The organism is Aquabacterium sp. NJ1 (assembly GCF_000768065.1).
Taxonomy (GTDB): domain Bacteria; phylum Pseudomonadota; class Gammaproteobacteria; order Burkholderiales; family Burkholderiaceae_C; genus Aquabacterium.
Window position 1 is genome coordinate 648,481 of sequence record NZ_JRKM01000001.1, and the last position, 24,828, is coordinate 673,308.

Here is a 24,828-nt window from a genome sequence, read left to right on the forward strand (position 1 = left end):
CATGCCATTGCGTCCGGCGGCCCCGGCGCGATCGCATCGCTTCAACCTTTTGCTTTTTTTCCGTATCAGACCGATTGGTACAAAGGAATAGACCATGGCATCACTCATTCCTAAGTTCACGACCACACAGATCGCTGCGTTGTCGACCACGTCGATCGCCTCGCTGAATACGGATGACTGGGCCTCCTTCGACACCGCGCAGATCGCGGCCTTGACGACCATCCAGATCCCCGCGATCGAAACCGTGGACTTCAGGGTGCTCAACACGGCCAACATCGCCGCGCTCGACTCCAATCAGGTCGCGGTGATGTCGTCTGCCCAGGTCGCTGCCATGACGACCACGCAAGCCGGTGTGCTCAACAGCGCTCAAGTGGCCGCGTTCACGACAGATGCCATCAGCGCGATGACCACCGCTTCGCTGCGCGTGCTGACCACGGACAGCACCGCGGCCCTGACGACCAGCATGGTCCAGGCGCTGTCGTCGACCCAGGTGGTGGCACTGAGCACCAACCAGGTCGCCGCCATGGGCACCAGCCAGATCGCCGCGCTGGAAACCGGTGATCTGCGCGCCATGAGCACGGCCCAGACTGCCGCCTTCAACACGGCCGATGTGGCCGCGCTGGACTCCAACCAGGCCGCCGCACTGACCACCGCGCAAGTACGCGCCTTCAGCACCGCCGCCATCGCCGCGTTCGGGACCGACGAAGTGGCCGCCTTCTCGTCCAGCCATGTGGCGGCGATGAGTTCGCTGCAGGTGCAGGCGATGACGACGGCGCAGATCGTCGCTCTCACCAGTTCACAGGCCGCAGCGCTCAATTCAGCGCAGACGGCGGCGCTGGACACAGCGCAAGCCAGCGCGCTGGAAACCTCTGATCTCGCGGCCGTCAGCACGACGGCCGTTCGTGCATTCAGCACCGCCAGTTTCGCAGCCCTGACCACCGACCAGATCGCGGCCTTGAGCTCCAGCCAGCTCGGCGCGATGACGTCCACCCAGGCTGCAGGCTTGAACACGGCCCAGGTGGCCGCCATTGAAACCGCAGACATTGCCGCGATCAACACGGTCAACCTGCGCGCCGTCTCGACAGCCGGTATCGGCGCCCTGACCACGGACCAGATCCAGGCCCTGAGCTCGACGCAAGTTGGCGCCCTCTACACGGCCCAGGTCGCCGCGATGAACAGCGATCAGATCGCTGCACTGTCCAGCACTGACCTGGCCGCGATAAACAGCGCCCAGGCCGCCGTGCTGAACACGAGCCAGGCCGCCGCCATCGAGACTGGCGATGTGTCCGCCCTCACGACAGCCGCGATCCGCGCGCTGAGCACCGCCGCCATCCATGCCCTGGGCACCGACCAGGTCGCCGCACTCACATCGACCCAGGTTGCTGCCCTGAGCTCGGCCCAGACCGGCGCGCTGACCTCCGATCAGGTGGCTGCGCTGGAGAGCACCGATCTGGCCGCCATGAACTCGGCCCAGATCGCCTCGTTCAACACCTCGCAGGCCGCTGCCATCGAGACGGGTGACATCAGTGCCCTGAGCACCACGAACATCCGCGCGTTCAATACCGCTGCCATCAACGCCCTGGGCACCGACCAGATCGCCGCGCTGACGACCGCGCAAGTCGCCGCGATGACGACGGCCCAGACTCAAGCCCTTAACACGGCCCAGGTTGCCGCGCTGGAAAGCACCGACTTTGCTGCGCTCAACTCGGCCCAGGTGGCCATCTTCAACACCGCCCAGGCTGCGGCCATCGAGACCACGGACATCGGCGTGCTGAGCACCGCAGCCGTACGCGCCCTGAGTTCTTCGGCCATCGCCGCGTTGAGCACCGACCAGATCGCCAATCTGAACTCCAACCAGGTTGGCGCCCTCACCTCGACCCAGGCCGCCGCGCTGGACACGGCGCAAGCTGCCGCCATCGAGACGGGTGACATCGCCGCACTGAGCACCGCCGCCGTGCGGGCCATGAGCACCGCCGCCATCAATGCGCTGGGCACCGACCAGGTTGCGGCCCTGAGCACCGCCCAGGTCGCGGGCCTGTCCAGCAGCCAGACCCAGGCCCTGAGCACCTCGCAGGTTGCCGCGCTGGAAAGCGCCGACCTGGCCGTGATGAACTCGGCCCAGATCGCCTCGTTCAACACCGCCCAGGCCGCCGCCATCGAAACCGGTGACATCAGCGCGCTGAGCACCACGAACATCCGCGCGTTCAACACGGCTGCCATCAACGCCCTGGGTACCGACCAGATCGAGGCACTGACCACGGCCCAGACCGCCGCGCTGACCACCACACAGGCTCAAGCCCTCAACACCGCCCAGGTCGCCGCGCTGGAAAGCACCGATCTGGCTGCCATGAACTCGGCCCAGGTCGCCGTACTCAACAGCGCCCAGGTGGGTGCCATCGAGACGGGTGATATCAGTGCCTTGAGTACCGCCGCCGTGCGGGCCATCGCCACCAATTCGGTGGCTGGCCTCACCACCGACCAGGTCGCCTCCCTCACCTCGGCCCAGATCGGCGCCCTGAGCTCGGCACAGGCCGCTGCGCTGGACACGGCGCAAGCTGCCGCCATCGAGACGGGTGACATCGCCGCACTGAGCACCGCCGCCGTGCGGGCCATGAGCACCGCTGCCATCAATGCCCTGGGCACCGACCAGGTCGCCGCCCTGAGCACCGCCCAGGTCGCAGGCCTGTCCAGCAGCCAGACCCAGGCCCTGAGCACCTCGCAGGTTGCCGCGCTGGAAAGCGCCGACCTGGCCGTGATGAACTCAGCCCAGATTGCCTCGTTCAACACCGCCCAGGCCGCCGCCATCGAAACCGGTGACATCAGCGCGCTGAGCACCACGAACATCCGCGCGTTCAACACGGCTGCCATCAACGCCCTGGGTACCGACCAGATCGAGGCGCTGACCACGGCCCAGACCGCCGCGCTGACCACCACACAGGCTCAAGCCCTCAACACCGCCCAGGTCGCCGCGCTGGAAAGCACCGATCTGGCTGCCATGAACTCGGCCCAGGTCGCCGTACTCAACAGCGCCCAGGTGGGTGCCATCGAGACGGGTGATATCAGTGCCTTGAGTACCGCCGCCGTGCGGGCCATCGCCACCAATTCGGTGGCTGGCCTCACCACCGACCAGGTCGCCTCCCTCACCTCGGCCCAGATCGGTGCCCTGAGCTCGGCCCAGACCGCAGCCTTCAACACCGCCCAGGCCGCCGCCATCGAAACCAGCGACATCGCGGCCATGGCCACAGCCTCGGTACGTGCCATGAGCACCGCCGCCATCGCCGCGCTGACCACGGATCAGATTCTGGCGCTGAGCACGGCCCAGGTCGCCGCCCTGAGCAGCACCCAGGCCCAAGCCCTGACCTCGGCCCAGGTCGCCGCGCTGGAAAGCACCGACCTGGCCGTGATGAACTCGGCCCAGATCGCCGTGCTCAACACCGCCCAAGCCGCCGCCATCGAAACCGGCGACATCAGTGCCCTGAGCACCACGAACATCCGCGCGCTCAACACCGCCGCCATCAACGCCCTGGGTACTGACCAGATCGCCGCGCTGACCACGGCTCAGACCGCCGCGCTGACGACCACGCAAGCGCAGGCGCTCAATACCGCCCAGGTCGCCGCGCTGGAAAGCACCGACCTGGCTGCCATGAACTCGGCCCAGGTCAAGGTCTTCAACAGCGCCCAGATCGGCGCCATCGAGACCGGTGACATCAGTGCATTGACCACCAACTCGGTCCGCGCCATCACCACCGATGCCCTGTCTGGCCTGACCACCGACCAGGTGGCCGCCCTGACCTCGGCGCAGATCGGTGCCCTGACCTCGGCTCAGACCGCCGTACTGGCCACAGCGCCCTCAGCCGCGATCGAAACGACTGACATCAGCGCCATGGTGACCGCCGCCGTGCGTGCGCTCAGCACCGCCGACATCGCCGCACTGACCACGGACCAGATTCTGGCCATGAGCACCGCTCAGGTGGCCGCGCTGTCCAGCACCCAGGTGCAGGCGCTCACGACCGACCAGGTCGCCGCGCTGGAAAGCACCGACCTGGCCGTGATGAACTCGGCCCAGATCGCCCAGCTCAACACCGCCCAGGCTGCTGCCATCGAAACCGGTGACATCAGCGCCCTGAGCACCACGAACATCCGCGCGTTCAACACGGCTGCCATCAACGCCCTGGGTACTGACCAGATCGAGGCACTGACCACGGCCCAGACCGCCGCCCTGACCACCACACAGGCTCAAGCCCTCAACACCGCCCAGGTCGCCGCGCTGGAAAGCACCGATCTGGCTGCCATGAACTCGGCCCAGGTCAAGGTCTTCAACAGCGCCCAGATCGGCGCCATCGAGACCACGGACATCAGCGCGCTGAGCACCAACTCGGTCCGCGCCATTGCCACCGATGCCCTGTCTGGCCTCACCACCGACCAGGTGGCCGCCCTGACCTCCGCGCAGGTTGGCGCCCTGAGCTCGGCCCAGACCGCAGCCTTCAACACCGCCCAGGCCGCCGCCATCGAAACCACGGACATCGCCGCGATGACCACGGCCTCGGTGCGCACGCTGAGCACCGCTGCCGTCAACGCCCTGACCACGGATCAGATCCTGGCCATGAGCACCGCCCAAGTGGCCGGCCTGTCCAGCAACCAGACCCAGGCCCTGACCTCGGCTCAAGTTGCCGCGCTGGAAAGCGCCGACCTGGCCGTGATGAACTCGGCCCAGATCGCCTCGTTCAACACCGCCCAGGCCGCCGCCATCGAAACCGGTGACATCAGCGCCCTGTCGACCACGAACATCCGCGCGTTCAACACGGCCGCCATCAACGCCCTGGGTACCGACCAGATCGAGGCGCTGACCACGGCTCAGACCGCCGCGCTGACCACCACACAGGCTCAAGCCCTCAACACCGCCCAGGTCGCCGCGCTGGAAAGCACCGATCTGGCTGCCATGAACTCGGCCCAGGTCAAGGTCTTCAACAGCGCCCAGATCGGCGCCATCGAGACCACGGACATCAGCGCGCTGAGCACCAACTCGGTACGCGCCATTGCCACCGATGCCCTGTCTGGCCTCACCACCGACCAGATCGCCGCCCTGACCTCCGCGCAGGTTGGCGCCCTGAGCTCGGCCCAGACCGCAGCCTTCAACACCGCCCAGGCCGCCGCCATCGAAACCACGGACATCGCCGCGATGACCACGGCCTCGGTGCGCACGCTGAGCACCGCTGCCGTCAACGCCCTGACCACGGATCAGATCCTGGCCATGAGCACCGCCCAAGTGGCCGGCCTGTCCAGCAACCAGACCCAGGCCCTGACCTCGGCTCAAGTTGCCGCGCTGGAAAGCGCCGACCTGGCCGTGATGAACTCGGCCCAGATCGCCTCGTTCAACACCGCCCAGGCCGCCGCCATCGAAACCGGTGACATCAGCGCCCTGAGCACCACGAACATCCGCGCGTTCAACACGGCTGCCATCAACGCCCTGGGTACTGACCAGATCGAGGCACTGACCACGGCCCAGACCGCCGCCCTGACCACCACACAGGCTCAAGCCCTCAACACCGCCCAGGTCGCCGCGCTGGAAAGCACCGACCTGGCTGCCATGAACTCGGCCCAGGTCAAGGTCTTCAACAGCGCCCAGATCGGCGCCATCGAGACCACGGACATCAGCGCACTGAGCACCAACTCGGTCCGCGCCATTGCCACCGATGCCCTGGCTGGCCTGACCACCGACCAGGTGGCCGCTCTGACCTCCGCGCAGATTGGCGCCCTGAGCTCGGCCCAGACCGCAGCCTTCAACACCGCCCAGGCCGCCGCCATCGAAACCACGGACATCGCCGCAATGACCACGGCCTCGGTGCGCACGCTGAGCACCGCTGCCGTCAACGCCCTGACCACGGATCAGATCCTGGCGCTGAGCACGGCCCAGGTCGCCGGCCTGTCCAGCAACCAGACCCAGGCCCTGACCTCGGCTCAAGTTGCCGCGCTGGAAAGCGCCGACCTGGCCGTGATGAACTCGGCCCAGATCGCCTCGTTCAACACCTCTCAGGCCGCCGCCATCGAAACCGGTGACATCAGCGCGCTGAGCACCACGAACATCCGCGCGTTCAACACGGCTGCCATCAACGCCCTGGGTACCGACCAGATCGAGGCGCTGACCACGGCCCAGACCGCCGCGCTGACCACCACACAGGCTCAAGCCCTCAACACCGCCCAGGTCGCCGCGCTGGAAAGCACCGATCTGGCTGCCATGAACTCGGCCCAGGTCAAGGTCTTCAACAGCGCCCAACTGGCCGCCATCGAAACGGGTGACATCAGCGCGCTGAGCACGAACGCGGTCCGCGCCATCACCACCGATGCCCTGTCTGGCCTGACCACCGACCAGGTGGCCGCCCTGACCTCGGCGCAGATCGGTGCCCTGACCTCGGCTCAGACCGCCGTACTGGCCACAGCGCCCTCAGCCGCGATCGAAACGACTGACATCAGCGCCATGGTGACCGCCGCCGTGCGTGCGCTCAGCACCGCCGACATCGCCGCACTGACCACGGACCAGATTCTGGCCATGAGCACCGCTCAGGTGGCCGCGCTGTCCAGCACCCAGGTGCAGGCGCTCACGACCGACCAGGTCGCCGCGCTGGAAAGCACCGACCTGGCCGTGATGAACTCGGCCCAGATCGCCCAGCTCAACACCGCCCAGGCTGCTGCCATCGAGACCACCGACATCAGCGCCCTGAGTACGACCAATGTGCGCGCCATCCGCACGGATGCGCTCAACGCCCTGAGCACCGACCAGATCGCCGCGCTGACCACGGCCCAGACTGCTGCGCTGACCACCACACAGGCGCAGGCCCTCAACACCGCCCAGGTCGCCGCGCTGGAAAGCACCGACCTGGCCGCCATGAACTCGGCCCAGGTCAAAGTCTTCAACAGCGCCCAGATCGGCGCCATCGAGACCGGCGACATCAGCGCGTTGACAACCAACTCGGTCCGCGCCATCACCACCACGGCGATCACCGGCCTGACGACCGACCAGATCGCCGCCCTGACCTCGGCCCAGATCAACGCCCTGACCTCGGCTCAGAGCGCCGTGCTCAACACCGCGCAAGCCGCCGCCATCGAGACCACCGATATCAGCGCCATGGTGACCACTGCCGTGCGCGCGCTGAGCACCGCCGCCGTCAACGCCCTGGGCACCGACCAGATCCTGGCCATGACCACGGCCCAGGTCGCCGGCCTGTCCAGCACCCAGGTGCAGGCCCTGACCTCCGCCCAGGTCGCCGCCCTGGAAAGCACTGACCTGGCCGTGATGAACTCCGCCCAGATCGCCCAGTTGAACTCCTCGCAGGCCGCCGCCATCGAGACCACCGACATCGGCGCGCTGAGCACTGCCAACGTCCGTGCCTTCAGGACCGATGCCATCAATGCCCTGGGCACCGATCAGATTGCCGCGCTGACCACGGCCCAGACTGCTGCGCTGACCAGCACGCAGGCCCAGGCGCTCAACACCGCCCAGGTCGCCGCGCTGGAAAGCACCGACCTGGCCGTGATGAACTCGGCCCAGATCAAGGTCTTCAACAGCGCCCAGCTCGGCGCGATCGAAACCACAGACATCGCCGCCCTGAGCACCACCGCGGTCAAGGCCATCACCACCGACGCACTGTCCGGCCTCACTACTGACCAGGTGGCCGCACTGACCTCAGCCCAGATCGCCGCCCTGACCACGACCCAGAGCGCCGTGCTCAACACCGCCCAGGCCGCCGCCATCGAGACCACGGACATCGCCGCGATGACCACGGCCTCGGTGCGCACACTGAGCACTGCTGCCGTCAACGCCCTGACCACGGATCAGATCCTGGCCATGAGCACCGCCCAGGTCGCCGGCCTGTCCAGCACCCAGGTGCAAGCCCTGACCTCCGCCCAGATCGCCGCCCTGGAAAGCAGTGACCTGGCGGTGATGAACTCCGCCCAGGTCGCCCAGTTCAACACCTCGCAGGCCGCTGCCATCGAAACCAGCGACATCCGCGCCCTGAGCACCACCAACATCCGTGCCCTGAGTACGGCTGCCATCAATGTGCTCGACACGGCCCAGATCGCTGCCCTGACAACGGCGCAGACCGCCGCCATGACGACGGCCCAGATCGCTGCCTTCGGCACGAACCAGTACGGCGCCTTGGACAGCACGGCCGTGGCCGCCATGTCCTCCGCGCAGGCTGCCTCGCTCAACAGCGCACAGCTTGGCGCCATCCGGACCGACGCCATCAGCGCCCTGTCAACAGCTGCCGTGCGCGCCCTGAAGACCGACGCGCTGGCCGGCCTCACCACCGACCAGGTTGCCGCCCTGACATCGGGCCAGATCGGTGCGCTGACCTCCAGCGAGAGCGCTGCGCTCAACACCGCCCAGGCTGCCGCCATCGAGACCACGGACATCGCCGCGATGACCACGGCCTCGGTGCGCACGCTGAGCACCGCCGCCGTCAACGCCCTGACCACAGATCAGATCCTGGCCATGAGCACGGCCCAGGTGGCCGGCCTGTCCAGCACCCAGGTGCAGGCCCTGACCTCGGCCCAGGTTGCCGCACTCGAAAGCACCGACCTGGCCGCGATGAACACCGACCAGGTGGCCGCGCTGAGCTCCACCCAAGTCAATGCCCTGACCACGGCCCAGAGCGCTGCGCTCAACACCGCCCAGGCTGCCGCCATCGAGACCACGGACATCGCCGCGATGACCACGGCCTCGGTACGCACGCTGAGCACCGCCGCCGTCAACGCCCTGGGCACCGACCAGATCCTGGCGATGACCACCGCCCAGGTGGCAGGCCTGTCCAGCACCCAGGTGCAGGCCCTGACCTCGGCCCAGGTTGCCGCACTCGAAAGCACCGACCTGGCCGCGATGAACACCGCCCAGATCGCCGCGCTCAACACCTCGCAGGCCGCGGCCATCGAGACCACCGACATCAGTGCGCTGAACACCAACAACGTTCGCGCCCTGAGCACCGCTGCCATCAACGCCCTGGGTACCGACCAGATCCAGGCCCTGACCACCGCCCAGACCGCCGCACTGACCAGTACGCAGGCCCAGGCCCTCAACACCGCCCAGGTCGCCGCGCTGGAAAGCACCGACCTGGCCGTGATGAACTCGGCCCAGATCAAGGTCTTCAACAGCGCCCAGCTCGGCGCCATCGAAACCACAGACATCGCCGCCCTGAGCACCACCGCGGTCAAGGCCATCACCACGGACGCCATGGCCGGCCTCACCACCGACCAGGTGGCCGCGCTGAGCTCCACCCAAGTCAATGCCCTGACCACGGCCCAGAGCGCTGCGCTCAACACCGCCCAGGCCGCTGCCATCGAGACCACGGACATCGCCGCGATGACCACGGCCTCGGTACGCACGCTGAGCACCGCCGCCGTCAACGCCCTGACCACGGATCAGATCCTGGCCATGAGCACGGCCCAGGTGGCCGGCCTGTCCAGCACCCAGGTGCAAGCCCTGACCTCGGCCCAGGTTGCCGCACTCGAAAGCGCCGACCTGGCCGCGATGAACACCGCCCAGATCGCCGCGCTCAACACCTCGCAGGCTGCGGCCATCGAGACCACCGACATCAGTGCGCTGAACACCAACAACGTTCGCGCCCTGAGCACCGCTGCCATCAACGCCCTGGGTACCGACCAGATCCAGGCCCTGACCACGGCCCAGACCGCCGCGCTGACCACCGCCCAGACCCAGGCCCTCAACACCGCCCAGGTCGCCGCGCTGGAAAGCACCGACCTGGCTGCGTTCAACTCGGCCCAGGTCGCCGTCTTCAACAGCGCCCAACTGGCCGCCATCGAAACGGGTGACATCAGCGCGCTGAGCACGAACGCGGTTCGCGCCTTCACCACCAATGCCCTGGCTGGCCTCGGCACCGACCAGGTCGCCGCTCTGACATCGAGCCAGGTGGCGGCACTCAACTCAGCGCAGACCGCCGCCTTCGACACCGCCCAGGCTGCCGCCATCGAGACCACGGACATCGCTGCGATGACCACGGCCTCGGTGCGCACACTGAGCACTGCTGCCGTCAACGCCCTGACCACGGATCAGATCCTGGCCATGAGCACCGCCCAAGTGGCCGGGCTGTCCAGCACCCAGGTGCAGGCCCTGACCTCGGCCCAGGTTGCCGCACTCGAGAGCACCGACCTGGCCGCGATGAACACCGCCCAGATCGCCGCACTCAACACCTCGCAGGCCGCGGCCATCGAGACCACCGACGTCAGTGCGCTGAACACCAACAACGTTCGCGCCCTGAGCACCGCTGCCATCAACGCCCTGGGTACCGACCAGATCCAGGCCCTGACCACGGCCCAGACCGCCGCGCTGACCACCGCCCAGACCCAGGCCCTCAACACCGCCCAGGTCGCCGCGCTGGAAAGCACCGACCTGGCTGCGTTCAACTCGGCCCAGGTCGCCGTCTTCAACAGCGCCCAACTGGCCGCCATCGAAACGGGTGACATCAGCGCGCTGAGCACGAACGCGGTTCGCGCCTTCACCACCAATGCCCTGGCTGGCCTCGGCACCGACCAGGTCGCCGCCCTGACATCGAGCCAGGTGGCGGCACTCAACTCAGCGCAGACCGCCGCATTCGACACCGCCCAGGCCGCCGCCATCGAAACCACGGACATCAGTGCCCTGACCACGGCTGCCGTCAACGCACTCAGCACCGCCGCTGCCGCAGCCCTGAGCACCGCCCAGATCGCGGCCCTGAGCACCGCACAAGTCCTGGCCTTCAACACCAACCAGGTTGCGGCCCTGAGCACCGACCAGATCGTCGCCCTCAACAGCGCCGATGTGGCAATCTTGAACACCGCCCAGGTCGCCGCCCTCAACACGGCCCAGGCTGCGGCCATCGAGACCAGCGACATCAGTGCCCTGTCGACCAATGACGTGCGCACCCTGACAACGGCTGCCTTCAATGCCCTGACGACCGACCAGATCGCCGCCCTGACCTCCACCCAGGTCGCGGCCATGACGACGACCCAGGCCAGCGCCCTGAGCACAGCCCAGATCGTCGCCCTGGAAAGCAACGATCTGGCCGCGCTCAACACCGCACAGGTGGCCGCCTTCAGCACCGCCCAGATCGCCGCGATCGAAACCACCGACATCAGTGCCCTGAACACGGCCAACATCCGCGCGCTGGGCACCGACGACATCGCCGCACTGGGCACCGATCAGATCGTCGCCCTGAGCTCCACGCAGTTTGGTGCGCTCAGCACCGCCCAGATCCAGGCGCTGGACACAGCACAGATCGCAGCGATCGAGACCACCGACATCGCCGCCCTCAACACCGCCCAGGTCTTTGCGCTGCAATCCGACCAGATCGCGGCCCTGTCGACCGCCGACATCCAGGCCATGACCACGGCCGAGGTCCGCGCGATCAACACGACAGCCTTCGAGGCGCTGAACACGGCTCACGTCGCCGCACTGCAAACCGACCAGATCCAGGCCCTGAGCACCGACCAGATCCACCACTTGAACACCGCCGACTTCGCCGCGATGACGACCGACCAGATCGTCTCGTTGACCACGGCACAGTTCGTGGCGCTGACCACCGACGACATCTCGGTCATGTCCTCCGTCGCCATCCAGGCCATGGAGACCGTCGATCTGCAGGCACTGACCACCGTACAGTTCGCCTCGCTGAACACGAGTGCCATCGGTGCCATGACCACGGACGACATCGTGGCCATGACGACGGCCCAGCTCCATGCACTGGACAGCAACCAACTGGCCGCCTTCAGCACGGATGCCATCGCGGCCTTCACCACCGCGCACATCCAGGCCTTCGACACCGCCCAGATCCAGGCCTTCACCACAACCCAGATCCAGGCCTTTGAAACCACCGACCTGGCCGTCTTCAGCATGGCGCAGGGTGCCGCCCTGACCCAGGCCCAGTTCAACGCACTCAGCACCGATCAGACGAATGTGCTGGCCGGCATCTCGCCGATCGCGCTGGACCTGAGCGGTGACGGTATCCAGACGGTGTCCGCCGCCCACGGTACCAACTTCGACCTGCTGGGTACCGGCAGCCATGCCACCCACGGCTGGGTGACGGGCAACACCGGCCTGCTGGCGATGGACCTCAACCACGACGGCGTGATCAACAATGGCACCGAGCTGTTCGGCTCGGCCACCCTGATCGACGGCCAACGCGCAGGCAACGGCTACAACGCCCTGATGGCCCTGGACACCAACCACGACGGCAAGATCACCACCGCCGACGCACACTTCAACGACCTCAGGGTCTGGGTGGACGGCAACGGCAACGGTGTGTCCGACGGTGGCGAACTCAAGGACCTCTCCGGCCTGGGCATCATCGAGCTCGACCTGAATGCACACGGTTCGACGCAGACCAACAACGGCAACCTCCTGGGCCTGATCTCCAGCTACAAGACGGCTGACGGTGCGACCCACGAGATGGCCGACGTCTGGTTCGCCAAGGATCACGGCAGCACGGCCACCGCGGACGCCACATCCCACGCCGGCACGACCACGGATCAAGCCCTGCACCAGGCTGCCGCCGACGCCGCCACCGCCTCGACCACGGGGACGGCCGACCACGGCAGCACCACAAGCACGACGGGTGAGCACACCGCCAGCACAGCGGACACATCGACCAGCCTGGGCGTCAGCGCCGGTGACCTGCTCGCCCACCCGGGCGACAGCCTCCTGGCCAGCGCGACGAGCGCCAGCCATGCGGAGGTGATGGCCACCACGGCGGCCCTGCCCGTCGACACGCACCTGGTCACGGTCGACCCGACTCAGTTGCTTGACGAGCAGCACAAGAACATCCCGCTGATCTGAGCCTGAGCGAGCCCCCGCCCCTTGCGCCCCCGTGGTGCAAGGGGCGTACCCGCGTCTGCAAGCTGTGCAAAAAGGCACGGTTGCCCCGGCTTTTCCGCATAACGGCCAGCGCCGTACAGCCCACCATTGGCAAACGGATCCGAGCAGAGTTGTTCTGCAGGACAGCCGTCGTCAAGGAGAATCCGCATGAGCATGCGACTGGGCACCAGCAAAACCTGTCTCGTTACCGGCGGTGCCGGCTTTCTCGGCTCCCACCTGTGCGAGCGACTGCTGGAACAGGGTCACGAGGTCATCTGCCTGGACAACCTGTTCACCGGCTCACGCCGCAACATCGAGCACCTCCTGGACCACCCCCGTTTCGAGTTCCAGCGCCACGATGTCACCTTCCCGCTGTACATCGAGGTTGACGAGATCTACAACTTCGCCTGCCCGGCCTCGCCCATTCACTACCAGCACGACCCGGTACAGACCACCAAGACCAGCGTGCACGGCGCCATCAACATGCTGGGCCTGGCCAAGCGCGTCAAGGCCAAGATCCTGCAAGCCTCCACCTCCGAGGTCTACGGCGACCCCAAGGTCCACCCGCAACCCGAAGAATATTGGGGCCACGTCAACCCCATCGGCTACCGCTCCTGCTACGACGAAGGCAAGCGCTGCGCCGAAACCCTGTTTTTCGACTACCACCGTCAGCACAAGCTGCGCATCAAGGTCATGCGCATCTTCAACACCTACGGCCCCCGCATGCACCCCAACGACGGCCGCGTGGTGTCCAACTTCATCGTGCAGGCCCTGAGCGGCAAGCCCATCACCCTCTACGGTGACGGCTCCCAGACCCGCTCCTTCGGCTATGTGGACGACCTCATCGACGGCGCCCTGCGCCTGATGAACAGCCCCGACGACATCACCGGCCCCATCAACATCGGCAACCCGGTCGAGACCTCGGTGCGCGCCCTGGCCGAAAAGATCATCGACATGACCGGCTCCCGCTCGGAAATCGTCTACAAGCCGCTGCCCCATGACGACCCCATGCAGCGCTGCCCGGACATCACCAAGGCCAGGACCCTGCTGGACTGGCAGCCCACCACCCAGCTCGAAGCCGGGTTGAGCAAGACCATCGCCTACTTCGAACAGCTGCTCAAGGTCGAGCAGATCGCCATCGCCTGAGCGCCCCATCGAAAAGGAAACACCATGACCACCAAGACACTGGACCTTGGCTGCGGCCCCAAGCCCAAGAACCCCTTCAACGCCACCGAGGTGTACGGCATCGACGTGCGCACCGATGTGGACGCCGGCATCTACAAAGCCGACCTGGTGGTGGAAGCCATCCCCTTCCCCGATGCAAGCTTCGACTTCGTCACCGCCCACGACTTCCTGGAGCATGTGCCCCGACTGATTTACTGCCCCGAACGCCGCAACGCCTTCGTCGAAGTCATGAACGAGGTCTGGCGCGTGCTGAAACCGGGCGGCGTCTTCATGTCGTTCACACCGGCCTACCCCAACCCGGCCGCCTTCCGCGACCCCACGCACGTGAACATCATCACCGACGAGACCTTCCCGGCCTACTTTGACAAGGTCAACCGCTGGGCCACCGCCTACGGCTTCAAAGGCGCCTTCGAGATCATCTCGCAGGAATGGCGCGGCCCTCACCTGCTGTCCCTGCTGCGCAAGGTCGACGTGCCCGCCGCCTGAGGCCGCACCGAGCCCTCGCACCACCCAGCCCTGACCGCACTCCAGCCCTTACCAGCGACAACGTCATGAACAACGCCGATCTGCTGCACATCAACCATTGGGAAACGTTCTTCGACGACGAGCTGCATGCCAGGCTCTACCCGACCTGGTGGGATGCCACCACGGCCAACCACTGGCGCCACATGCGCTTCATGGAACCCGTGGTCAACATCCTGCAGACCAGGCAAGACACCTGGCTGACCATCGGGGACGGCTCCGGGCACGACAGCTGGATCATGCTCAACGAAGGGTTCAAGGACGTCCTGACCACGGACATCGGCGCCGGCACGCTCAAGCGCAGCCTGGCCGAAGGGCACATCCAGAAGTACGCCCAGGCCAATGCCGAAGACCTCAAGTTCGCAGACAACCAGTACGACTTCGTGCTGTGCAAGGAAGCCTTCCACCACATGCGCCGCCCCTACCTGGGCATCTATGAAATGCTGCGCGTGGCGCGCCGCGCCGTGGTGATGATCGAACCGCAAGACCAGTGGGCCGACTTCCCCGCCCGTGCCGGCAAGGCTGCTGCGTCTTACGAACGCGTGGGCAACTACGTCTATTCGCTGTCGCAGCGCGAAGTCCAGAAGATCAGCCTGGGCTTGAACCTGCCCGGCTACGCCTGCAAGAACATGCAGGACGTCTACATCCAGGGTTGCGAGTTCGCCAAGGCCGACCCCAACGACCCGGTGTTCAACTCCATGGTCAACATGACCCAGGCGCTGGAACGCCAATGCCAGGAGAAGCAGGAGAAGTGGAACTACATCCTGACCATCTTCTTCAAGGATGCCTCCTTGCTGGATGACCCCGCCCTGATGGACCGCATGCTCACCAACCAGTGGCAAGTCGAGCGCACGGACACCAACCCGCATCTGCCCAAGACGTACTGAGCGACCACGACGTACCGACGGTCAACGATTGCACCACGGCCCGCCCTCACCGGCGGGCTTCTCTTTTGGGATGTTCCATTTCACGCAAGGGGAAAGGGAAAGAAAAAGGAAAAGGGCGTCCCTGCCAGACAGCAGGCGCCCCAAGGCTCAGTGATGGGCTGTGGTCACCACATTGGCCGACAACACCGGCCGGCCTGGCGCCGCGGCGGGCACCAGCACAGGCGGCGTCTCACCGAGCAGCGAGACCCAGAAGGGCTGGTTGTAGCGCCACCAGGCATGGCCGCCCATTGGCGCCCTGCCCTGGTTGATGGCCAGGTAGCGTTCGGGCTGCAACTCCAGCGCGAACAGCGAGGCCACACGCTCGTTGGGGATCTTGAAGTCCACCGACTGCGCGCCGATCAGCGAGAAGAAGATGTCCTCGCTGGAGCCCGAACGCAGGAACATGTCGATCGCTTGCGGAAACTCCTGGAGCAAGGCGATGCAGGCCGCATTGCGACGCAGGCTCAAGCCGCCATTGCCCACATGGACTTTGACTTTCTTGCCCAGCTCACCGCCAAAGCAGTCCAGGTTCAGCAGCACTTCCAGCCCGTCCGGCCAGGGCGCGCCCACATAGTCCCAGGGCTGGCTGCACCAGTGGTCCAGCTCGTCGCGCAGCAAGATGGCATCCGTCTGCAGGATCAGCATGAACTCGTGGCTGGCCCCGAAGTGCGCATAAAACGCCGGGTTCAGCAGCAGCCGGTTGTAGCCCTTGATCGACGCGAAGTAGTCATTGTCAAAACGCACCACAGGCACGCCTGGGTAGTGCGTGGCGTAATAGCTCACATCCAGGTTCTCTGGGGCCACGAAAATTCGGTCACGACCGGCATGGAGCTGCCTGAACGAGTAGTCCAGCGAGAACTTCTCCAGCGGCTCCAGTTCGGCGCGGTAGATGGGAATGACGATGGCGCAAGAGGCACTCATACCGCAAAACGCTCCCTGACGGCTCGCACGATGTCGGCCATGCGCTGGTCACCGTGGTGGTGGTCCAGCGCATAACGGTGGCGGGCCACGATGCCATCGGCACCGCCGGCGTCGAACATGGCCACGGCCCGATCGATCAGCGGCTTGGGGTTCATGATGTCATCGGGCGTGCTGAACACGATGTGCTCACGGCTGATGTCCCGAATGGGCGGCAGGAACTGCATCGACGCCGGCACCACCGGGATGCCGCCCGAGCACAGGGCATCAAAGATGCGGATGGCCACGTCATTGAGCACCGGCGCGATCCAGTGCACCTTGTGCGAGTACCACTCCTCCAGGCGTTCGTCGGGCGTGCGCACATGGAAGTTGCGATCCGAAAAACCAATCGAAGGATAGTGCTGGCTCAGCGTGCTCACCACGCGGTTGCGGTAGGTGAAGGGGGCATAGGGGATGTGCTTGCCCAGCGGCGCATTCGAGCGCTTGGCCGTGACCAGCTTGGCCACGTTGTCGGCCAGGAACTGGCGGGACCACTGCACCGTGGCGCAGTACACCGGGCCCAGGGTGGCCCAGTTGTAGCGGGTCAGCAGGTAGAGGTTCTCGTGGTGGGCGGGCGCATAGATATCGCTGTGCGCGGCCAGGAAGGTGCTCAGGTCCAGCCAGTGGTGGTTGTCCCAGTCCCAGGCCACGAAGATGGTCTTGTCGCAGCGGCTGTAGAACTCGGCGTACTGCGCCTGGTTCTGCCCTACGTCGTTGTTGTTGAGGATGACGATGGCGCCGTCCAGATGCGCGATTTTCTCGGCGCGGATGGCCTCGTCGGTCTCGGCGAAGAAGCCCTTCTCCAGGTACTCCACCGTGCAGCCCGGGATCTGCGCACCAAAACCATTGATGTTGGCGCTCAGCACGACCCGCGACAGGCCCTTCTGGGCGAAGTACGCCTTGAGCGCATTGCACCGACTGTTCTTGAGCGCGGCCAGCTGAAAGAAAGCGTCGCTCTGCGCGAACTTCACCAGCTCCACCGACTGCTGAACCGGCAGCGTGCGTTGATCAATCTGCTGGAAAACCGAGGTGATGGCGGGGTTACCCATGGGGTCTGTTCCTTTGGCTTTCTTGTTGTCTGGGGAGGTCTGGCCAGGTGGCGACGCGATCGCTGCTCAGTCGCCGCTCAGTCGCCACTCAGCTGGTCATGCGCCTCGCCCAGCTCGGCACGGCGCCACATCGAGATGTAGATCGCCTCCATGTTGCGGCAAAAGCGCTCTGTGTCAAACAAGGCATGCGTCTTCTGGTTGGCGGCCAGCTTGGTGCGCAAGGCCTCGCGCAGCGGGCGGTCCTGGGCCAGCTTCAGGGCCAGGGCCTCGTAGCCCTCTTTCGAATCGGCCACCAGTTCAGGCATGCCGATGGCGTGCAGCAGGCTGGCGGCCACACGCGCCGGGAAGGCTCCACCCATGAAGGTCACCACGGGCAGGCCGGCCATCAGGGCGTCGGCGGCGGTGGTGTGGGCGTTGTAGGGGTGCGTGTCCAGGAAGATGTCGGCCTGGCGGTAGCGGGCCAGGTGGTCTTCCACCATGGGCACGCGACCGGCAAATACCAGCCGGGCTGGGTCCACGCCGCGCTTGGCTGCTTCGTTGCGCAAGTTGGCCTGGGCCGTCTGTCCGCGCGACATCAGCCACAGCACGCTGCCGGGCACCTGTTGCAGCAGGCGCATCCACACATCGAACAGCGGGGGCGAGAGCTTGTAGTCGTGGCTGAAGGAGCAGAACACCACAGCCTCCTCGGGCAGGCCACACTCGGCGCGTGTGGGCGTGCGTTCGGCGATCTTCAAGCCGGCGTCCGTGGGCAGGTAGGCGTCGGGCAGGTAGACCACCTTCTCGTCGTAAAAGCGCTGGTGTTCCTGGGGGATCACGTAGCGGTCCGCGATGATGTAGTCCATGTAGGGCACACCCATGGTGCCGGGGTAGCCCAGGTAGTTCACGTGCACGGGCGCGGGGCGGTGAGCGAACACATCGGTGCGGGAGTCAGCGGTGTAGCCGGCCAGGTCCACGGCGATGTCCACTTCCATCTCGCGCATCAGCTCGGCGATCTGGCGCGAGGTCATCATGCGGGCGTCCACGAACTTGTCGAAGCTGTCGAGCATCCGGCCGCGCAGCCGGCTCTTGTCGTCGATGCCCAGCGAGATGGCGATGGTCTCGAAGCGGTTCTTGTCGTGGTGTTCGAAGATGCCGCACATCAGGTGGCCCACGGGGTGCTCGCGCAGGTCCGGCGAGACATAGGCCAGGCGGATCTTCTTGTGCTTGTAGCGCTGCCCCGTCCACAGCGGTTGATTGGACTGAGGAAAGCGCAGGCCAAACAGGCGGGAGCTGATCTGGTGCGCGGCCACGTCATCCGAAAAAGCCATCAGAGGCAGCGACTTGCAGGTCTTGCGACCCTGGTGGATGCCTTCGACGATGTTGCGTGCCATGCCCTCGAAGTCCGTCCAGTCGCAGGCGTGCAGGCGTTCGTAGCCCAGCAGGCCCAGGCCCCAGTCGTAATTGGGGTTGACGGTCAAGAGGCGCTGGAAGATGGCCACGGCCTCCTCGGTGCGCTTGAACTCGGTCAGGATGATGCCGCTGTTGCCCAGGGCCGTTTCATGGTCCGGCTTGATGGCCAGCACCTGCTGGAAGCGCATCAGCGCCTCGGCATGGCGGTGCTGCTCGCGCAGCAGCACGCCGCTGTTGATCAGCGCCTCGGTGTACTGCGGGTTGATGGCCACGGCCTTGTCGTAGGCCACCAGGGCCTCCTCACGGCGCCCGACGTTCTGCAGCGCGTTGGCATACGCCATCCATACCGGGGCAAAGCCGGGCGTCACGGCCACGCAGGGCGCCAGAATCGCCAGCGCGCGCGCATGGTCTTGCCGCTGCATCAGGATCACGGCCAGCGAGTATGTGGCGATGCCGTCGCAGGGGTGAGCGTGGAGGTAACTGGTGAAGATGGCCTCGGCCTCGGCCAGTTGACCGCTGTTTTGCAGCTCGATGCCGCGGATCAGGGTGGCCTGGTCCTGCGCTGCCCGCGCCGCGGCCGCTTCCGCCTGGGTTGGTGCTTGAGGCGCCAACTGGGGAGCCGGTGAGGCCGCAGCAGCCGCGCCAACCTCCTTCACAAGCGTCGAAACAGCGTTCTGTGCAGGGTGAAAAGCGGCAAAAGGTCGATTTCCCATCTCATTGGCCCGTCAGTACACGGCGATGGTCGCCGCAAGGCCAAGATTAGGGGAGCGCCCCCTCGGGTACTCCAGCCAACAAAGCGTGAAAAACCCGTCAAATTGGGCTTGTCACGCTTCGGAATGGCCTCAACGCGGCACGGCCTCTGGCGTCAGCCAGGCCGTCAGCCCTGCGCCCATGGAGCGCAACTGGGCGCTGGCCAGGTAGCCGTCGTGCAGGGCATTGACGTAGGCGATCCGCAGGTTGAAGTGGTCGCTTTCGGAGGACATCACGTCGAACAACGAACGGCGCCCCAGTTGGGACCACTGCTGGAAGGTGTAGTTGCGCACCCGCTCGCTGTCACGCAGCACGTCCACGTAGCGCTTGGCGCGGTCGAAGGCGCTGGTGGCCACGTCGTACATCTCCGCCGTGCGGCTGAACTTGGTATTGAGCAGGTCCTGCAGCTGCTGGCGGCTCGCTTCGGCGCGCTTGTTGGCGGCCTTGGAGGCGGCCTCGTCCGAGAAACCATTGAAGAGGCTGTAGGTGACGGTCACGCCGGCATGCCATGAAGACACATTGCTGTTGCCCAGCTTGCCCTCGGTCTTGCCCATGTTCCAACCAAACTGGGGGCCCTGCCCGGCGACCACCGCCTTGGCGTAGCTGTCCTGGGCCTCAGCCTGCGCACGCAACTGCTGTGCGTCGTTGCCGTATTCGATCTGGCGGTTGATCTCGCCAATCTCGGGCACGGTGGCCAGCGGAATGGTGATCCCGTCGCCCGGCGGCACCTGGTCGCCGATCAGCTTGCGCAGGCGGATCTCGCTCTGGCGGCTTTGGGCCAGGGCCTGATCGCGCTGCAGTTCGGTCTGCTGCTGCGTCTTGCGGGCCTGCACGAGCTCGCTCATGCGCCCCTTGTCCTCGGCCACGATGCCTTCCAGCGCCTCGACCAGGCAGCTCATCTTGCGCATGTACTGCTGGTAGACCTGGGCCTGCAGGCGGTACCGGTTGCGCTCCAGCGCGGCACCAACGGCTTCCAGCACCACTTGTTCGGTGGTCACGGCCGCACCGAACTTGGCCGAACCCGCCAACTGATTGCGCCAATCCGTCAAGCGGCTGATGCGGCCGTTGTCCCACAGTGGGGCAGACACATTCAAACTCAGGCTCGACTGGTTGCCCGAGCTGACGGTCACATTGTCCTGCTTGCTTCCGCCCGAACCCAGGTTGCCACTGACGAACACCTGCGGCCAGCGGCCGGCCTTCGTCTCGGCCACGTCATATTCGGCGGCTTCGGCCAGCAGGCGAGCGGCCCCCACCGAAGCGCTGCGGCGCTCCGCCTCGCGGGCGATGGTCTGCAACTGGCTCATGGGGTCGGGCGGCGGCGCTTCCTGCTCGGGCCTGCCGGCGGGCCTGGCCCCGGCCTTGGCCGTGGGTTTTTCAGCCCTCACCTCGCCATTGAGGTCATCGGCACAACGCGCCCAGGCACTCATCATGGTGGCCTGGGCCATCAGGACAGCGACACACAGCGCGGATTTCATCGAAGGGATCTTGCTCATCATGGCTCAACGCTCTCGGAAAGCTTCCTGGGACTTGATCATTGGCAGCAGCAGGTACTGCGCAACGGTCCTCTCGCCGGTCTGCACCTCGACCGAAGCAGTCATGCCGGGCATCACGGCCAGCGGCTTGTTACCCTGGTGCAGGGTGGATACATCCGAGCGGATCAGCGCCCGGTAGTAGGTGGTATCGCGGCCACCGGTCTTGGTGGGGTCATCGCCCAGCGAATCCGGGCTGATGTAGTCGATCGTGCCCTTGAGGCCGCCATAGATGTAGTAGTCGTAGGCGCTGAGCTTGACCGTCACGGGCAAGCCCACATGCACAAAGCCGATGTCGGAGGGCTTGATGCGCGCCTCGATCAGGATGCGGGGGCCCACTGGCAGGATCTCCATGATCGGTGCGCCAGCCGGCACCACGCCACCCACGGTCGCGATGCGGATGTTCTTGACCAGGCCCTTGACCGGGGACTTCAGCGTGGTGCGGGTCAGCATGTCCTGCTTGACCACCATCTGCTCTTCCAGCTGGGCCAGCTCGGAGCGGACCTTCACCAGCTCGCCGCTGGCGTCCTGCCTGAAGCGATTGACGCGCTCCTGGATCTGCAAGGTCAGGTCATTGACCTGGCGTTGCAGGCGCATCACCTCGACCTCGGACATCAGGCCCTTGGACGACATGCGCTCGGCCATCGCCAGCTCCTTGCGCAACAGGCCCAGGCTGCGCCGCGTCACGCCCACCGCCTCTTCCAGGGCCTGGCGGCGCGCCACGTAGGACTCGGTCTCGTCGTGCACGATCTGCGGCAGGGCCCGCACTTCCGTGGGAAAGAGCAAGGGCTTGCCGGTGGCTTCGGCCAGCAGCCGCGCAAGCGTGCCGCTCAAGGCCAGGCGCTTGGCCTCGCCTTCGTTCTGCTGGGCTTCCGCACGCGTCGGGTCGATCTGCAGGAGGTCCTGCCCCTTCTCGACCATCATCCCCTCGCGCACCAGCATATTGCGCAAGATGCCACCTTCAAGGCTGGCAATGACCTGCTCGCGCCCGTCGGACACCACCTTGCCCTCGGCCTTGGTGATCTGCTCGACCCGAGCCAACCAGGCCCAGGTGATGGCCACCACCACCGCGGTCAGCATCAGGTAGATCGCCCAGACCGCTTGCGGCGCAGCATGCACCAGCTCGGCCTGGCGGATGCCGGACATGAACTCCTCGTCACCCGGGAAAGGCACCCCGTCGGGGCTGTGCCTGGAAAAACGGCCTGCGATGCTCATGTTCACCCCGCCGCGGCCAGTTCACGCGGCGCCTGAGGCGCGGCGTTTTGTTGAGGGGGCACAGACTGCATCTGCGCAGGCTTCTGGCCGGCCAGCATGGCCAGCACCTTGGCCTTGGGCCCATCGGCCAGGATCTTGCCGCCGTCCACCACGATGATGCGGTCCACCACGTCCAGCAAGGCCGGCCGGTGGGTGACCACGATCAGCGTCTGCCCATGCACGGCCGAGCGCAGGTGGTTGATGAAGCCGGCCTCGGACTGCGCGTCCATCGAGCTGGTCGGCTCGTCCATCAGCAGCACCTGGGATTTGGTCACCAGGCAGCGCGCCAGCGCCACCAATTGCCGCTGGCCACCTGACAACAGCGAGCCCATCTCACCCACCGGCAGGTCGTAGCCCATGGGGTGCGCGGCCGCCAGCTTGTCCAGCCCCGTCTGGCGCGCCACCTCCAGGAAGTGGCCCACATCGGCGTGTGCTCGGCCCAACAGCACGTTTTCCTTCAGGCTGCCGTAGAACAGCCTGGGCTCCTGCGACACGAAGCCCACGTGCGAACGAAAATCCACCGGGTCGATCTGGCGCAGGTCGATGCCATCCACCTCGACAAAACCATCCGTGGGCTGATAGAGCCCCGCCAGCATGCGCAAGATGGTGGACTTGCCACTGCCGATCTTGCCGAGGATGGCAATGCGCTCACCGGGCTGAATCTGCAGGTTGATGCCCTTGAGCACCAGGGGCGCATGGTCGTGCTTGCCCTTGGGGTAGGCGAACGTCACATCATGCAGGCCCAGTTGCCCCTTGATGTGCTTGCGAGACAGGTACTGCTTGCCCTGCACCCGGTCCGTCGGCATGGCCATCAGGTCATTGAGGATCATCAAGGCGGACTTGGCGCCCTGGTAACGGCTCGCCAGCGACACCACTGATGTGAGCGGCTGCACGGCACGGCCGGCAAACATCACTGCCCCGATGAGCGAGCCGCCCGAGATCTGCCCTTCCTTGATCAGCACCACGCCCCACATCAGCATGGCCACTGTCACCAGAGGCTGAGTGATGGCCGAGAAGTTGCTCACCAGGCTGGCAATCGCCCGCGAGCGCAGGGCAGATGCCGCCGCCGCCGCATTGGCGGCCTCATAGCGCTTGGAGAAATACCCGGCCGCACCCGCGGCACGCACATCCTCCAGGCCCTCCATGGCCTCGACCAGCACACCTTGCAAGTCCGCATGTTGCGCCATGTTCGCCCGCATCGAGCGGCGCAAGATGCGCTGGATGGCGATCGACAGCCCCAGCACCGTTGGCACGGCGATCAGCAGGACGAAGACCAAGGGCCCTGCGATCACATAAGTCATCAAGATGAACAGGAAGATGAAGGGCAGATCCGTCATCACGGATGCACTGGCTGACGTCGAGAACTCCCGCACCACCTCGATCTGCGACAAGCGGTGGGCAAACGACCCTGCGGAATCCGGCTTGTGCTCCAGGCGGATGCTCAGGGCCTGGTTGAAGAGCATGTTGCCCATGATCAGGTCGGCCTTCTTGCCCGCCGTGTCGATCAGATAGCTGCGCAGCTGTCGCGCCATCAAGTCAAAGCCGATGCCGATCAGGGTGCCGATACCCAGGGACCACATGGTCACCATGGCATCGTGGGGGATCACCTTGTCGTAGACGATGGAGGTGAAGAAGCCCGTGACCAACATGAGGATGTTGCTCAACAGGGCCGCGAGCATGGCCGCGCGGTAGTACGGCACATAGCGCTTGAGCGTGGACCACAACCAGTGCGAGGGTGACTGCTGCTGCGCCTCTCGGTCGCCATGCACCATGCCGGGCTTGATCGCCGCCAACAGGGTGTAGCCCGAATACTCGGGGAGCAGCTCTTCCTCGGTGGCCGTGCAGACCTCGTTGCCCGAGCCTGGCATCACCACCTCGTAGCGCGTCCCGCCTGCCCGCTTCGAGCGCGAACCGAGGCGCCGGGTGAGGATGACCGCGTCGCCATTCTTGAGCAGCATCACCACCGGCATCAGCAAGCCGAGAATCTTGCCCGGCGGGCGACGGACCAGCGTCGCGCTGAAGCCGATCTGCTTGAGGACCCGAACCGCCTGCACAGGCGTCATGCCTTGCTCATCGAGCTGCAAGCCGTCCAGCACCGAGGCGTGGCTGCGGTCGATGGCGTGGTGGTGGCAGAGCCAGATCACAGCCTCCAGCAGCGGATCAGCCGACAAGGCTGCGCCCTCACCTGCAGCAAAGTCTTGCTCAGGCTCGGCAATCGCTTCGTCGATCAGATCGGGCTCGGAGGTGGGGTCCACCAGATAGCTCCCAGGGTCAACAACACAGGCACACAAGCCTTTTTGGGCGTGTACCTGGGATGCTAGGTGGGGGGAGGCGGAACCTTAAGCGGCAATAGAGCGGCATTCGCCGCGCATTTCCGGCACCAGGCCAAGGCCGGGCATGCGTGAAGCCACCGGGTGGCGACGCGA

10 protein-coding genes are annotated in these 24,828 nt (G+C 65.9%); 4 read left to right on the top strand and 6 right to left on the bottom strand.

Going from position 1 to position 24,828, the window contains the following annotated elements; genetic code table 11:
- Window positions 1-94: 94 nt before the first annotated feature.
- The 4 genes from JY96_RS02830 (at window position 95) to JY96_RS21895 (ending at window position 15,435) form a co-directional block, all read left to right on the top strand.
- Window positions 95-12,823 carry a hypothetical protein gene (locus tag JY96_RS02830; protein WP_152606339.1) on the top strand — a complete coding sequence of 4,243 codons (12,729 nt, stop codon included), beginning with the start codon at window positions 95-97 and terminating at the stop codon, window positions 12,821-12,823.
- A 192-nt stretch (window positions 12,824-13,015) separates the two neighbouring features.
- A complete protein-coding gene (locus tag JY96_RS02835) occupies window positions 13,016-13,987 on the top strand; it encodes a UDP-glucuronic acid decarboxylase family protein (protein WP_035040943.1) in 972 nt (323 codons plus the stop codon).
- Between the two features lie 24 nt (window positions 13,988-14,011).
- Window positions 14,012-14,512 carry a class I SAM-dependent methyltransferase gene (locus JY96_RS02840; RefSeq protein ID WP_035034785.1) on the top strand — a complete coding sequence of 167 codons (501 nt, stop codon included), beginning with the start codon at window positions 14,012-14,014 and terminating at the stop codon, window positions 14,510-14,512.
- A 65-nt stretch (window positions 14,513-14,577) separates the two neighbouring features.
- Window positions 14,578-15,435, top strand: coding sequence for a class I SAM-dependent methyltransferase (locus JY96_RS21895; protein ID WP_052162067.1), 858 nt, complete (start codon window positions 14,578-14,580; stop codon window positions 15,433-15,435).
- Between the two features lie 147 nt (window positions 15,436-15,582).
- Here the strand turns inward: JY96_RS21895 and JY96_RS02850 are convergent, their stop codons facing one another.
- From JY96_RS02850 to JY96_RS02875, 6 genes are all read right to left on the bottom strand, one after another.
- Complete coding sequence (locus JY96_RS02850; protein WP_035034787.1) at window positions 15,583-16,395, bottom strand: DUF5672 family protein; 813 nt, start codon at window positions 16,393-16,395, stop codon at window positions 15,583-15,585.
- Window positions 16,392-17,480: a hypothetical protein gene (locus tag JY96_RS02855; protein WP_035034789.1), complete on the bottom strand. Its 1,089-nt coding sequence runs from the start codon at window positions 17,478-17,480 to the stop codon at window positions 16,392-16,394. Before JY96_RS02855 ends, JY96_RS02850 begins: the two co-directional genes overlap by 4 nt.
- Before the next feature lie 77 nt (window positions 17,481-17,557).
- Window positions 17,558-19,480, bottom strand: coding sequence for a tetratricopeptide repeat protein (locus tag JY96_RS02860; protein ID WP_235333834.1), 1,923 nt, complete (start codon window positions 19,478-19,480; stop codon window positions 17,558-17,560).
- A 231-nt stretch (window positions 19,481-19,711) separates the two neighbouring features.
- A complete protein-coding gene (locus JY96_RS02865) occupies window positions 19,712-21,112 on the bottom strand; it encodes a TolC family protein (protein ID WP_161784228.1) in 1,401 nt (466 codons plus the stop codon).
- A gap of 6 nt (window positions 21,113-21,118) precedes the next feature.
- Window positions 21,119-22,363, bottom strand: coding sequence for an HlyD family type I secretion periplasmic adaptor subunit (locus JY96_RS02870; RefSeq protein WP_035034793.1), 1,245 nt, complete (start codon window positions 22,361-22,363; stop codon window positions 21,119-21,121).
- Between the two features lie 2 nt (window positions 22,364-22,365).
- Window positions 22,366-24,657, bottom strand: coding sequence for a type I secretion system permease/ATPase (locus JY96_RS02875; protein WP_052162068.1), 2,292 nt, complete (start codon window positions 24,655-24,657; stop codon window positions 22,366-22,368).
- Window positions 24,658-24,828 lie beyond the last annotated feature (171 nt).